The organism is Arthrobacter sp. alpha11c, from assembly GCF_054149985.1.
The window spans coordinates 285,792-298,688 of record NZ_CP196747.1 but is presented as its reverse complement, the minus strand read 5'-3'; the positions used below and the strand labels follow the sequence as shown (position 1 = coordinate 298,688).

General features: G+C 62.1%; 11 protein-coding genes. 3 read left to right on the top strand and 8 right to left on the bottom strand.

Annotated elements, in window-relative coordinates; all coding sequences use genetic code 11:
* Positions 1–140: 140 nt before the first annotated feature.
* Complete coding sequence (locus ACTAQJ_RS01350) at positions 141–887, top strand: IclR family transcriptional regulator (protein WP_498700189.1); 747 nt, start codon at positions 141–143, stop codon at positions 885–887.
* 157 nt (positions 888–1,044) lie between these two features.
* Here ACTAQJ_RS01350 and ACTAQJ_RS01345 read toward each other — a convergent pair whose 3' ends face one another.
* Positions 1,045–2,520 (bottom strand): APC family permease, encoded by a 1,476-nt coding sequence (locus ACTAQJ_RS01345; RefSeq protein WP_498700187.1) that lies wholly within the window; start codon positions 2,518–2,520, stop codon positions 1,045–1,047.
* A gap of 236 nt (positions 2,521–2,756) precedes the next feature.
* Here ACTAQJ_RS01345 and ACTAQJ_RS01340 point away from each other — a divergent pair, with 236 nt between their 5' ends.
* On the top strand, positions 2,757–3,725 hold the full coding sequence (locus ACTAQJ_RS01340) for an AraC-like ligand-binding domain-containing protein (RefSeq protein ID WP_498700184.1): 969 nt from the start codon (positions 2,757–2,759) through the stop codon (positions 3,723–3,725).
* 77 nt (positions 3,726–3,802) lie between these two features.
* Here ACTAQJ_RS01340 and ACTAQJ_RS01335 read toward each other — a convergent pair whose 3' ends face one another.
* From ACTAQJ_RS01335 to ACTAQJ_RS01310, 6 genes are read right to left on the bottom strand one after another with little or no spacing between them, the layout of a single operon-like run.
* Positions 3,803–5,413: a sulfatase-like hydrolase/transferase gene (locus tag ACTAQJ_RS01335; protein ID WP_498700182.1), complete on the bottom strand. Its 1,611-nt coding sequence runs from the start codon at positions 5,411–5,413 to the stop codon at positions 3,803–3,805.
* Positions 5,410–6,264, bottom strand: a complete 855-nt coding sequence (locus ACTAQJ_RS01330) for an ABC transporter ATP-binding protein (RefSeq protein WP_498700179.1) — start codon at positions 6,262–6,264, stop codon at positions 5,410–5,412. The genes ACTAQJ_RS01335 and ACTAQJ_RS01330 overlap by 4 nt, the downstream gene beginning before the upstream one ends.
* Positions 6,261–7,040: an ABC transporter permease gene (locus tag ACTAQJ_RS01325; RefSeq protein ID WP_498700177.1), complete on the bottom strand. Its 780-nt coding sequence runs from the start codon at positions 7,038–7,040 to the stop codon at positions 6,261–6,263. The genes ACTAQJ_RS01330 and ACTAQJ_RS01325 overlap by 4 nt, the downstream gene beginning before the upstream one ends.
* The gene (locus ACTAQJ_RS01320) at positions 7,040–7,813 is read right to left on the bottom strand and encodes an ABC transporter permease (RefSeq protein WP_498700175.1); all 774 of its coding nucleotides are present in this window, start codon (positions 7,811–7,813) and stop codon (positions 7,040–7,042) included. Before ACTAQJ_RS01320 ends, ACTAQJ_RS01325 begins: the two co-directional genes overlap by 1 nt.
* Positions 7,814–7,841: 28 nt before the next feature.
* Positions 7,842–8,834, bottom strand: a complete 993-nt coding sequence (locus tag ACTAQJ_RS01315) for an ABC transporter substrate-binding protein (protein ID WP_498700173.1) — start codon at positions 8,832–8,834, stop codon at positions 7,842–7,844.
* 48 nt (positions 8,835–8,882) lie between these two features.
* Complete coding sequence (locus ACTAQJ_RS01310) at positions 8,883–10,586, bottom strand: amidohydrolase (protein WP_498700171.1); 1,704 nt, start codon at positions 10,584–10,586, stop codon at positions 8,883–8,885.
* A gap of 232 nt (positions 10,587–10,818) precedes the next feature.
* On the opposite strand from ACTAQJ_RS01310, the gene ACTAQJ_RS01305 reads away from it, so the two are divergent.
* Entirely contained in the window at positions 10,819–11,430 is a 612-nt protein-coding gene (locus ACTAQJ_RS01305) for a TetR/AcrR family transcriptional regulator (protein ID WP_498700168.1), read from the top strand.
* On the opposite strand, the gene ACTAQJ_RS01300 is transcribed toward ACTAQJ_RS01305, so the two are convergent.
* Entirely contained in the window at positions 11,421–12,839 is a 1,419-nt protein-coding gene (locus tag ACTAQJ_RS01300) for an MFS transporter (protein ID WP_498700166.1), read from the bottom strand. The two genes, ACTAQJ_RS01305 and ACTAQJ_RS01300, sit on opposite strands and share 10 nt — an antisense overlap.
* Positions 12,840–12,897 lie beyond the last annotated feature (58 nt).

The window sequence follows — 12,897 nt, the reverse complement described above, 5'->3', positions numbered from 1 at the left end:
GTCTCGGCACAACGAGAAATATGAAGCCCAAGAACAACATTGTTCTATAGTTGAATCGCCGATTCGTATATGGAACGATATCCTGATGGGGCGTGCAACACAAGAGTTGTCCGCCGCCTGCCGTCACCCGCCAACATAGGATGGTTCGCATGAGTCCCCGCAGCGACGTCAAAAGTCCGCAGGATGCAGCAAGCCAGGCCCCGGCGTCGCAAACCCTCTCACGGGGAATCCGCGCACTGGAGATCCTCGCCGAAGCCGAACGCCCGCTCAGCATTGCCGAACTCGCCGAGGCCCTGGGGGTGCACCGCTCTGTTGCCTACCGCATCCTCCGGACGCTGGAAGACCACTCGCTGTTGATCAGGGACGATTCAGGCCGCGTCCAGCCGGGTCCCGGACTGGCCGTGCTGGCACGTGGCGTCTCGCGCAACCTGCAAACAGCTGCTTTGCCCGAGCTCACCCAGCTGGCGAATACCCTGCACATGACCGCTTTCCTGGCTGTTTGGGACCACCAGGAATGCGTCACCCTGGTCACCGTGGAACCCCGCCAGTCAGGCGCCGCACTCGCTCAGCATCCGGGGAGCCGCCATCCCATCGGTGTTGGCGCACCCGGTATCGCCATCCAGTCGACCATGACCGAGGACCGTTGGCGCCAAGTAGGTGCAGGTATCCCGTACCGCCCCGAAGCGCACGAGGCCCGACGCGCCGGCTTCGCCACCAGCCACGACGAAGTCATCGCCGGATTGTCATCGATCGCCGCTCCCATCCATGTCCCGGGCGGACGGCCGGCCGCAATCGCCGTCGTTTATATCCGCCTCGACCAGGACGCCGACGCCGTAGGTAAGGAGTTGGCTGCCAGCGCTATGCGGATCGAGAGCCAGTTGGCTTGAACTATTCCTTGCTGGCCAAGCATTCCTTCTGGGTCAGGCGCCCTGCCTCACAGCACAAGACCCGCAGGCGGGGCAACCCAATACTGAACACGAAAGAAAGCCCCGGCACCCGCCGGGGCTTTCTTTCGTGTTCAGTACTTCCGTGCTGGAAGCGGCTTCAGTCTTCCGAGCCGTGGCCGATCCGGGCATAAAGCCCGGGCTGCGAGCGCCGCAGGCGCAGCCCCCACACGATTCCCACCAGCCCCGGCAGCAGCACCACCAGCGGCAGGACGAACGTTGCCGCCGTCGATTCCGTCTGACCGAGCAGGACGTTGAAGTTGGCAAGGATGAGCACAAACACTATCGCCAGGAGAACAAAGCCAAGGCCAGGCGCAACAACCCGCACCCAGAGGCTGGCACCATGCCGCTTCCGGCGGAAGAAGCCAATGACGGCCACGGACACGACGGTCATGAGCAGGACCAGCCCCATGGCGCCGCTGTTGGTCAGCCAGGTAAACATGGTCAGCACTGGATACAGTTCACCTAGTTCAGAACCCGATCCCGTGATGGCGAAGGCCACAGTCACGACGACGGCGATGACCGTTTGCGCCAGCGACCCCCCGAAGGGTGCTCCGCTCCCTTCACGGGCAGCTGCGAAGAACGGCGGGATGACGCGCTCCCTGCCAAGTGAGAAGAAGTATCGTGCGACGGCGTTGTGGAAGCTGACCAGCGAAGCGAACAGGCTGGTCACGAACAGGATCTGCGCTATATCGCTCAAGAGCACGCCTCCGTTGGTACCCAGGAAGGCGAAGATCATGTCCGGGCCGCTGTTGGTGGCTGTTTCAATGACTGCGGATGGGCCTGCGCCTACGGTCATCGCCCAGGCTGACGCGGCATAGAAGAGAGCGATGATGGCAACGGCTGCGAAGGTAGCACGGGCAACAGTGCGCTTGGGATCTTTTGACTCTTCGCCATAGATAGCTGCGGATTCAAAGCCCATGAAGGCGGCGATTCCGAAGGAAAGGACTGCGCCGACGCCCGGGACGAAGAGGCTTTCGGGGCTGAATGAGGCTGCAGAGACTCCTTCGGGGGCCACGGCAAGGCTGATGAGGTCATAGGCGATGACCACCAGGAATTCCAGTGCCACCAGGACACCCAGCACCTTTGCCGAGAGATCCACCCGGTTAACGCCCAACCAGCCCACAATTGCGATGCAGACCAGCACAGGGATCCACCAAGGAACGCTGATGCCGAGCCTTGCAGAGAGCAGCGAGGAAACGGTAAAGCCGAAGAGCCCATAGATGCCTACCTGCATGAGGTTGTAGGCCATCAACGCGACCAGCGACGCTCCCACACCGGCCGGCCTGGAAATGCCTTGGGCAATGTAGGCGTAGAAGGCGCCGGCGTTGGTGACGTAACGGCTCATGGCCGCGTACCCGACCGCGAAGAGTGCCAGGATCCCGCCGAGAATCAAGAACGAAAGCGGGACACCTGTTACCCCGGTGACAGCGAAAGTGGTGGTCACGCCGCCCGCGAGGACGGTCAGCGGCGCGGAGGCCGCAATAATCATGAAGGTCACGGCCGGGACTCCCAGACGCCTCTTGGTGTCTGCGGGCCCAGCGATCCTGCCCTTGACGGGGTTATCCACGCTCATAGTGTGCTCCTGCCTCGGTGCCGGACGGAGATTGCGCGGCACGGTGTCGGTCATTCCGCAATCTTCCTCCGACAAGGCAGCGCGTGACTTGTCTCACACGGCAAGGTGCTTGTCGGTGCACGCAAGCACAGCCCGCGTAAAGTCCCCCGGTGTAGAATCGTGGGCAAGCTCACGTCCGCGCTGGTGGCATTCTGTACCCGCGCCATCAGGTACGGCGGGCATTGAAAGGGAATTTGATGACCGTCGCGGCTGATACCGGCCCCGCAACCGTGCACACAGTGGTGGCGGATTCCTTCCAGGAATGGAGCCGGGCCATCTCAGCATCCTTCGTGCCGTTGCTGGCCAAAGCCCCTAAAGACGCCAAAGACGCCAGCTTCCACGGGACCATGCGGGCCCGGGTCCTGGGTCAGATTTCCGTGGTCGAAATAACGGCTGGTCCCCATACGGTCCTGCGAACGCCTGAGCTGATCGCCAAGTCCACCGGACGCTTCTTCAAGCTCAGCATCCAGCTCTCCGGCTCTGGCCGCCTGGTTCAGGACGAACGCGAGGCGGTGCTCGGCCCCGGGGACCTCTCCATCTACGACACCTCCCGCCCTTACCAACTAACGTTCGACGACGACTTTCGCACGCTGGTGCTGATGTTCCCGCACGTCCTCCTGGACTTGCCAGCCGAAGCCATGGGCCACGTAACGGCCCTCCGGATTCCCGGGGACGAAGGCCTCGGCGAGCTCATCAGCCCCTTCCTGGTAAGGCTGGCCGATAACCTCGAAGCACTTTCAGGAGCGAATGGCCTCCGTCTGGTCCATAATGCACTGGACCTGGTCACTACCCTGTTCAACGGGGAACTGGACCAGCTCATCGAGACAGGCCGCGATCCCCACCTCCTTCTGCTGGGCCGTATCCATGACTACATCGAGGCCAATCTGGGTGACCCCGAGCTTTCCCCGGGAACCATAGCCGCCGCCCATTACATCTCCACCCGGCACTTGCACGATCTTTTCCAGGAGATCGGCACCACCGTGGCAGCCTCCATCCGGCAGCGCAGGCTCGAACGCTGCAGGCGCGACCTCCTGGACCCGGTCCAGGCAGACCGGCCCGTCACGACCATTGCGTCGCGGTGGGGATTCACTGACGCAGCCCACTTCAGCCGGATCTTCCGGGCTGCCTTCGGCAACTCCCCCACCGGCTACCGCAACAGCCACTGAGGTGACCGTTCGCCGGGAACCTGGAGGCCGACGTCCCGCCCCCTGGAGAACAGGCAGGCGGAACGCCAGGCAAATGACTAGGCTGCCGCCGTCGGGGCTGTCCCTTCATCCGCCACGGCAGCCATCTCGTTCAGCATCGCCCGCAGCAGGCGCCCTTCCAACTCAGCGAAGGCAGGATCACCCGCTCGGTTGAGCAGTTCGCCGGGGTCTGTGCGGTGATCGTACAGTTCGGCGACGTCGGTACCGAAGTACCGTGTCAGCCTGCCTTCTGCAGTGATGATCGTCCGCATCCTCACCGGCCCGGGAAGTCCGTCGAGCCCGAACGGCTGCTCTTCCTCCACCAGCAAAGCATCCCGGTGCCCCTCCGCAGACCCCTGCAGCAGAGGAACCAGAGAGCGGCCCTGGATGCCCCGGTACGGCATCGAACCAGTGAGCTCAAGCAAGGTTGGCGCCAAGTCGGCACTGGAAACCAGCGCCCGGGTGCGGCCCGCCGAGGTGCCGGGAACGTGCAAGAGCAAGGGAACATTCGTCACCGCCCGGTAGTGGACAAAGTGCTTGAGCATGAGCCCGTGGTCCCCAAACAAGTCTCCGTGGTCACTCGTGAAAACGATGATGGTGTCCTCGGCCAGGCCTTGGCGATCGAGTTCGTCCAGGATTCGGCCGATGTGCTCGTCCATCATGGTGATCAGCCCGTACTGTGCGGCCGCCGCATGCCGGTATTGTTCCTCCGTTGCTGCCCAGGTCATGGTGGGGTCCGGGTTCGGATGGCCCCGGTTTTCCATCATTGCCTGGATATGCGCCGGCGACGCCGAATGGTCCTGGTCGAAACCCAGCGGCAGGGGCAACGCCCCGGGATCGTAGAGGTCCGAGTAGCCTGCGGGAGGTGAAAAGGGGTGGTGGGGATCAGGGAATGAGACAAACATGAAGAAGGGCTGGTCCTGGCCCGCCGCATCCTTCAGATGCTCGATTGCCTTCTCGCTCACATAGCTGGTGGGATGCACTTCGGCGGGAATGGCTGTCTGGTACACCTGATCCCATCCGCCGTAGCGGCTGGCGGAGTTGCCTGCACCACCCAATGTTTCGGGGTCGACGCCACGTTCCCTGGCCCAATGCACATAATGGCCTCCGGGCCGATCCCCATGACCAATGACGAGGTCCACGTGTTGATAGCCGTAGTAGTCAGCAGGGAGCCCGATGAAGCGCTCATCATGCGCCTCGCGGTTCTCCCACTGATCCCAACCCGGAGCGTAGCCTTGCCGGTGGGCGTCGCCCACAGTTGGATCCAGGAGCATCGGATCGGTGCTGCGGATCTCCCTGACCTGGTGCGGCTCAAACTCCCATCCCATGTTTTGGTGGTGGAGTTTTCCTACTCCAACAGTGCGGTAACCGCCCGCTGCCAAGGATCCGGGCACGGTCTGCGTCAACGGATCCAGCGTGATTCCGTTGCAGCGCGTCCCGTGCGCCGAGGGCCACCTGCCAGTCATCAAGCTGGCCCTGTTGGGCATACAGGTAGGGTTCGCCACCGTCGCGTTCTCGAAAACCACGCTCCGGGCCGCGAGCGCATCAAGGTTGGGCGTCCGGACGACCTGATTGCCACCGAAGCCCATGTGGTCTGCCCGTAATTGGTCTGCGATGAAGAACAGGACATTGGGTCGGACCTTGGCGGTCGTGCGGCGCTCCCCCGTCATGCTGGCCTCTTGATGAGGGACAGCACTTCGGTCCTCTGGCGTGCGAACTCCGGAAGCGAGCGCGTGGTGATCTGGTCCCGCGGAGCCGGCAGGTCGACGTCGACGATCTTCAGGACGCGGGCCGGTTTGGAGCCCAGGACCACAACGCGGTCTGCCAGGTAGACGGCCTCGTCGATGTCATGGGTCACCACCAGAATGGTCATGTTGAAGTCGTTCCTGATCTTCAGGCACAGGTCTTCGAGGTCGAAGCGTGTCTGTGCGTCCACGGAAGCGAAGGGCTCGTCCATGATAAGGATCTCCGGTCGGTATGCGAGCGCACGGGCAATCGCCACACGCTGCTGCATACCGCCGGACAACTGCCAGGGGTATTGGTTATCGGCGTGGGAAAGCCCGACGGCGGCCAGTGCACTGTCGCAACGTTCCTTCAGTTCTGCAGCGGGCAACCTTAGGTGCCGTAAGGGAAGAACGAGATTCTTGCGCACCGTGAGCCATGGCATGAGCGAACGGTTATAGTCCTGGAACACCAGCGCCATTTCCGGCGGTGGGCCGCTGATGGTCCGGCCATCGATGGCTGCCCGTCCGCTGCTGGCCGGATGAAGCCCGGCCAGGCATTTCAGGAGGGTCGTCTTGCCGACGCCGGAGGGACCGACGATGCAGACAACCTCGCCGGCATCCACGGTAAAAGTGAGGTCTTCGATGACTGCATGGGATTTTTCCCCACTCCCGTAGCTTTTGGCCAGGTGAGCCACGTCCAAACGTGGGGTGGTCGCGTTTATGCGGGTTTCTGGTTGCTGTGCCATGGCGGACTTTCTGTTTCGGGTGGAAACGCTTGGGGCCTGTCGGAGGCTCATGCTGCACGCGCCATGCGCCGGGAGCCGATGTACCAGGACAGGACCTTGCGCTTGAGCAGGCTGAAGAGGACATTGACCAGGAATCCGATCACGCCCAGGAGCAGGATCCCGGCCCACATGTCCGCTGTCATGAAGCTCTGCTGCGCGAGCAGCGTCATGGCTCCAATGCCCTGGGAACTGCCCAGCATCTCGCTGGCGATCATCACGATGAAGGCAACTTGCAGGCTCACCTGCAAGCCGGAGAAGATCTGCGGCGCGGCCGCGGGAAGGAGAACGTTCAGGACCCGTTCCTTCCTGGTCAGCCTATAGACCCTGGCCACATCCATGAGGTCGTTGCCCACCCCACGGATACCGTCCACGGTCGCGATCATCGTGGGGAACAGCGCCGCCAGCGCGATGCTGGTCACACGCATCTGGGTGCCGAATCCAATGAGGGAGATGAAGATTGGCACCAGAGCGACCGGTGGGATTCCCCGAAGGAAGTGGATCAAGGGATCCACCATCCAGCGAACCAGGGGAACAAGGGCGGTCACAAACCCGATGGCAATCCCCGCAAAGGCTGCGATGGCAAATCCCAGGAACAGGTTTCCCAGGCTCAGCAACACATCTGACTGGAAATGCTCAAAGAGCCAGAGCTCCTGGAACCGGCCAAGGATGGTGCGCAACGGCGGGAAGAAGGGGTCAAGGGAGCTCTCGGACAGGAGCCACCATGCAACCAACAACAGCACGGGCGCGCCTGCGCCGATCAACCAATTTCTCATTGTGGGGTTTCTCATCACGGCACCACTTCACGGTAGGACTCATGCCAGTGCAGGATCCGGCGCTCGGCCAGCCGCGTGGCACCTTGGAACAACAGGCCCAGAACGCCCAGTACGATTACCAAGCCGTAGAGACTGGCGTAATCACCGGCAGCCTGGGCTTGGTAAATGCTTAGGCCCAGGCCCGGGCCACCGCCGAGCAGACCCGCCACAACAGTGACCACCAAGGCTGCCGGGGCAGCAACCCGCATGGCGGTTCCGATGTACGGCATGGCGCTGGGCAGGACCACACGGGCCAGGATTTCGGGCTCGCCCATGCCGTAGGACCGGGCAGTGTCCCTCGCAACGGGATCGGTGCTCTGGACTCCGTCGACAGTCTGCATGACTATCGGGAGCAGGCAGCCAAACACCACCAGGAATAAGGACATCTCCCCGGTTGGGCCGAGTACCAGCACCGCCAAGGGAAGGATGACGATGGGCGGAACGGGCTTCAGGAATTCCAGCACCGCCAAGGTAGCGAACCTTACCGTCTCAAAAGTTCCGACAAGCAGGCCCAGGATGACGCCCGCAACCGCTGACAAAGCCAGCGCCAGCAGTGCGATCCCGATCGTGGCTCCCAACGAGGACCAGAACGTGTCCGTCCCCAGAATGGTTGCCAGGGTGCTGAATACTGTCGTGGCTGGTGGCAGGGCATTTCCTGCCACCTTTGCCTCGGCAAGGACCTGCCAGATGATGAGTGCTGCCGCAATGCCCAGCGCACTGAAGGCTATTGGGCGGAGGGACCCTTTCATGATGAATCTCCCATGCTCGGTTTAGCGCTTACTTTCCGAAGACGAGATCGCCCGGCAGCTTCACAGGTGCACTGAGGAAACCGAGATCGGCAAGATTCTTATTGGCCCTTTCGATGTCCTCCATACGGACGTCCTCAGGCCAGTAATTGACCGCGCCTGATTTGACGACGTCCAGCGGGGTCTTGGTGATCTCGGCGCTGACTTGCTGCGCCTCATCGATGTGCCCGTTGGCATAGGCGTTGGCCTTATATATGGCCGTCCTGAAACCCGCCAGCGCCTTCTCCTTGGATTTCACCGTGTTGGCACCCGATACCCAGAGTCCGATTGCGCCCTGTTCAAAAAATTCGACGCCGGGCGAAGCCAGCAGCCTGTTGCCCTCGGACATTGCCTTGGACGTAAACGGTGCAACGAGCGACGCTGCATCGACGCGTCCCGAGTTCAGGGATTGAAGGGCCGATGAAGGATCCAGAACCATCCAGTTCACCTTCGCGGGATCGCCGCCGTCGTCCTTGACGAGTTTGCTGACTGTGACTTCCAACTGTGCTTTGCGAGCCGGCACGCTGACGTTCTTGCCTTCCAGGTCCTTCGGCCGGGAGATCGATGATGCCTTCTGGACCAGGAGCCCTGTGTCATCGACGCGGTTGAGGTCGCTGGATTCTCCTGCGCCGTCTTTATAGCCGTCCGCGGCAGCGATGATCTTGAGTGGCACATTCTGGCTCAGCGCATTCAGCAGTGGGATAGAGGGTGTGTAGGTCAGATCGATCTGGCCGCTCTGGGCAGCTGCAATACCGGCGGGCGGGTTGGCAATAACAGCAGTCTCGACGTTGAGACCCTGTTCCTTGAAGTAGCCCTTGTCGATGGCGAGCCGGATCGCGGCGTCGGAACCGATGCCGATGGTACCTACCTTTAGTGTTGTGGTCCCGTCAGCGGCAGGAGTAGAAGCCGGGCCTGACCCGCCGCCGCAGGCTGCAAGTGTCATGGACAGGATTGCGGCCAGTGCCAAAGGAATACTGCGTCGCATGTGGTGCTCCTTGAATTTGCGAATGGTTTGGTACGGATGGGGGTTGTTCTAGCTGTTGGACTGATGGACTAGGCGGCCGCCACTGAGCGTGAGCCTGACCTCGGCGTCGAGGAGCTTCTCGATCTCCGGATCGTCCGGCCAAGGGTTTGAGAGCAGGCAAATGTCTGCTGCCATTCCCGGTATCAGTGCTCCTTTGAAATGTTCTGCGTGGTCTTGCCAAGCTGCGCCAATGGTCATGGCAGCGAGCGCTTGGAGTCCGGTAATCCGTTCAGGATCGCCGGAGTTGCCGGGCGTGGAGCGGGTGGAACGACGAACAGCTGCCGCTACAGTGCGCCGCCAGTCGGGACTGGTCACGGGAGCATCAGAGGCCAGGTTGAAGTGCACGCCGGCCTCCAGCGCAGAATGCAGTGGCTGGTGGCGGGAGAACCGGTCCTCGCCCAGTACCTGACGCATCATGTCTCCGGCTTCCTCGCGGATCAGCGGGTTGGTGCTGTAGCCAATGTGGTGGGAAGCCATGGTTGCCAGGGTTTCAGTGTCAGTGAAGGCGCCATGGATGATGTAATGGCGATTTCCTGCCACCTTGGAGCCAGCTTCAGCGGTTCCATCAGCCGCTGCCACGATCGCTTCCACGGCAGCGGATGTGGCGGCGTCTCCCGTTGCGTGGACTCCTGCCTGCAGTCCCGCGTCGTTGATGAGCCCAAGGATCTGGTGGAGTTCGGCAACCCTTTGGGCGTCATCGGCACCTTGGATCACCAAGCTGCCGTGAGTGCAGGATTTTCCATACGGTTCGCTCATCCATGCGGTACCGCTGCGCGGAATGCCGTCGGCGAAGACTTTAACGCCGGCAATCCGCAACTGCTCCGGATCGATTCCCCTGTTCAGGAAGGTCTCGGCCAGTCCGCTTTGCAAGCCGTCGTCGATGGCCTTCGCATCGGCTCCCCCGGTTCCCGCGAACAGCATGAGAACATTGATCCTCAGTGTCAGTTCACCAGCTTCGGCGAGGTCGCCGAGTAACTCAAGTGCCGCCGTCGATCCCGCACCGTCCATGAGTCCGGCACTTGCAGGGCCCAGACCCGGATCCGTCAGCGAAGTAATGCCCAGCGAGTGCAGCTGTTCTTGGAACTGCAGCAGCGCGGGACGAAGCGTTATCTCCGGCACCGGTGGCAACATCTTTGAGACGAGTTGCATAGCGCCGTCCTGAAGAAGGCCTGTTGGGCTGCCTTCGGCGGCCCGTACCAGCGTGCCACCGTCGATGTCTGCCGTAGCGGCAGTGACGCCGGCCCGACGCAGCGCTTCACGGTTGGCGAGAAGTTGATGGCCTGTGCTGTCGAACGCAACCACAGGGGCATCCGGGCGGCAATCCAGCAAATATCCGCTTGCTGGCCCAAGCAGGGCCTCGTCCCAACCATGCGCCCGAACCCAGCCGTCCTCGCCGGTTGGCGCGCTGTTGACGAGGTCAACCACGGTCGTCCAGTCAGGAGCCACTGATGGATCCAGCCGTACATAGCCACACGCGGCCATTGCCGCCGATACGAAATGCAGGTGGGCATCGTTGATCCCGGGAATGACAGCGCCTCCGGCGGCATCCACAACCACGGTGTCGGGCCCGATGGCTCTTTCAGTTTCTTCTTTTCCCAGCGCCATAATGCGTCCATCCCTGACAGCTACGGCGTCAGACATCCGGGCAGGTTCTGCCGGGTCCATCGTGTGGACCGAGGCATTGACGATCACCAGATCGGCAAATTCTTGCATCGGTTCTCCTCAGATCACTGCATCCTCTGTGATGCAGACAACGTTCTAGAAAGAAGTATGTCGTCTGACTGGGTCACTTGACTAGGTTTTCCGGTAAAATTCTTTTCAAGGGTCTTTCCAAGGCTCTACGGCATTGCCAAAAGCAAGCTTGGGCGCAGAACGCCTAGGATCGATGAGACCGATGATCAGCTTGCCTGGTCACGGAAATGACTGAGGACAGGAAGGGGCGCGGATGGCCAGGGTTCCCGCCGAAGCAAGGCGGCTGCAATTCGTTGAGGCTGCGGCGCGGGTCATTGCCCAGGATGGGCTCGCCTCGGCCACAACGCGTCGAATCGCCAGTGAAGCCGACGCGCCGCTTGCGGCACTCCACTACTGCTTCCGAAGCAAGGACGAGCTTCTGGAAGAGGTCTACAACTTCCTCAGCCGGGATTACGCGAAGGCATTGGAACCAGTCGCTGATCCCGGATTGGGCCTGCACCATATGATCGGCGCCCACGCGCGGCGCATTTGGACGCGCATGCTGGAGAGCCCGCATGAGCAGGTGACCACGTTCGAACTGTTGCTCCGGCGATTCCGCGTCGAGGCCGATGACCAACCCCAGGCCCTGCTGATGAACCGCTCCATGTACGACGGCTGGGTCAGTTCAACCCTGGAGCTATTCCGTGGCGCGGCAGATGCCGCCGGTGAGTCAATCCCCCACAATCTGGAGGACGTCACCCGCCTGTTCATCTCCGGCATAGACGGCATCAGCATGCAGCATCTGGCTGACCCTGACGAAGAACGGTCAATGCGTCTGGTGGAGTTAATGGCCCGCTCCCTCGCCGGAGCACTGGACTACGCCTGAGGTCGACGCTTCATGACCAGATAAGTCAGAACTCCCAGCACCAACAAGCCCGCTGCGGCAGCCATGGATACGAGGAAGGCTGCACCGGGACCCTGGGTCTGTGCCAACTGCCCGGCAAGGTAGGATCCCAGTGCGGTGCCAGCCACGATCCCACTGGCCAGGGCTGTCATCACCGTAGCCATTCGGCCGGCAGGGGCCACCACGCCACCGATGCTGAACACCGTGACCATGACCGGCCCCACCGGGATTCCCAGCAACAGCAGCACGAACACCATGGGCCAGATGCCCCCGGGAACCAGCAGCAGCAAGGCGAACAATGACATCGCAAGGGCCGAAGCAACCCACCGGGCGGCAAGACTAAAGCGCTGCGGCCAGAACGCAACGGACAGCGCCGCCACGGCCGAGCTCAAACCCATCACGGAGTAGAGAAGGCCAGCAATTTCCGCTGTAGCGTACTGGGCAGAAAAGGCGCTCAGGGCATTCTGCGTAGCACCAAAAAAGGTGCCCATGCACACCATTGCCACAACCGGCACAGCCACGACGGCGCCGGCCCAGCGGTTCCCTCGCTTTGCTGTGGGTTCACTGGAACCATCCTCGACGGCGGCAGCAGCCTTACGCGGGGCCAGCACCACGGCCTCTTGGCTGGGGTGGATGGCGAAAGCTGGTACAAGCGTGATGGTCATGACCGCTGCCAAGGCCAGAGGCAGCCAAGGAGCAATGAGGCTCGCCAGAATTCCAACCAAGGCAGGTCCGAGCACGAAGGTAATCTCGTCAGCAGTGCCCTCGTAGGAAAGTGCCGTGTCCAGATCGGCACGGCTGGCCGCGACGCTACGGCCACCGCTCGCGGGAACTCCCGCTTCCTTTCCAGCAACATCTTTTGTTGAAACACTGGCCTTGCGGGCTGACGACAGGTTCCGGGTGGTCAGCGCCATCCAGCGAACACGGGCCATGGGGCCAACCTGCGGGCAACTCGCCCCGGCGAGGAAACCTGCCACGAGCACGCCAGTCGCGTCGAGCACGGAGACATAACTTGGGGTCACGTAGGCGGCAGCAAGAAGGCCGAGGACGGCCAGGGTGTTGACAACTGCCGCGACAAGCAGCACGATGCGTTGGCCGGCGCGGTCGGCCAGCGAGCCGAGGACAGGGGCTCCGACGGCTGAACCGATACCTACTGCTCCGGCAGCCATGCCACCGATTGCGTAAGAATGACTCACCGCTGTAACCAAGGTCAGTGTTCCCACGGTGAGCATAGCCAACGGGAGTCTTGCGAAGAGGCCGAGGGGCAGGAACCCCGGCCCGGCGAGCTCAGGTAGCCTTGCGAACCTCCCGGGCAGGCGGGAGCGATGCGTGGATAACGTTGTGGTCGGTTGCGAAGGCAGTGGCTTTGAAGCCAAAGAAGATTTTTCCATAGTTCCGGGTTCGCTAAAGTCTGCGCATCGTCCCTCCTCCCGATGCGCGCGACCCGGT

What these genes read in the sequence shown, in the direction of transcription:
- ACTAQJ_RS01335 (WP_498700182.1), bottom strand. Translation starts at nt 5,413, where the DNA reads ATGACGGGGGAGCGCCGCACGACCGCCAAGGTCCGACCCAATGTCCTG.
- ACTAQJ_RS01310 (WP_498700171.1), bottom strand. Translation starts at nt 10,586, where the DNA reads ATGCAAGAATTTGCCGATCTGGTGATCGTCAATGCCTCGGTCCACACG.
- ACTAQJ_RS01330 (WP_498700179.1), bottom strand. Translation starts at nt 6,264, where the DNA reads ATGAGCCTCCGACAGGCCCCAAGCGTTTCCACCCGAAACAGAAAGTCC.
- ACTAQJ_RS01350 (WP_498700189.1), top strand. Translation starts at nt 141, where the DNA reads ATGGTTCGCATGAGTCCCCGCAGCGACGTCAAAAGTCCGCAGGATGCA.
- ACTAQJ_RS01315 (WP_498700173.1), bottom strand. Translation starts at nt 8,834, where the DNA reads ATGCGACGCAGTATTCCTTTGGCACTGGCCGCAATCCTGTCCATGACA.
- ACTAQJ_RS01325 (WP_498700177.1), bottom strand. Translation starts at nt 7,040, where the DNA reads ATGAGAAACCCCACAATGAGAAATTGGTTGATCGGCGCAGGCGCGCCC.
- ACTAQJ_RS01300 (WP_498700166.1), bottom strand. Translation starts at nt 12,839, where the DNA reads ATGGAAAAATCTTCTTTGGCTTCAAAGCCACTGCCTTCGCAACCGACC.
- ACTAQJ_RS01320 (WP_498700175.1), bottom strand. Translation starts at nt 7,813, where the DNA reads ATGAAAGGGTCCCTCCGCCCAATAGCCTTCAGTGCGCTGGGCATTGCG.
- ACTAQJ_RS01345 (WP_498700187.1), bottom strand. Translation starts at nt 2,520, where the DNA reads ATGAGCGTGGATAACCCCGTCAAGGGCAGGATCGCTGGGCCCGCAGAC.
- ACTAQJ_RS01340 (WP_498700184.1), top strand. Translation starts at nt 2,757, where the DNA reads ATGACCGTCGCGGCTGATACCGGCCCCGCAACCGTGCACACAGTGGTG.
- ACTAQJ_RS01305 (WP_498700168.1), top strand. Translation starts at nt 10,819, where the DNA reads ATGGCCAGGGTTCCCGCCGAAGCAAGGCGGCTGCAATTCGTTGAGGCT.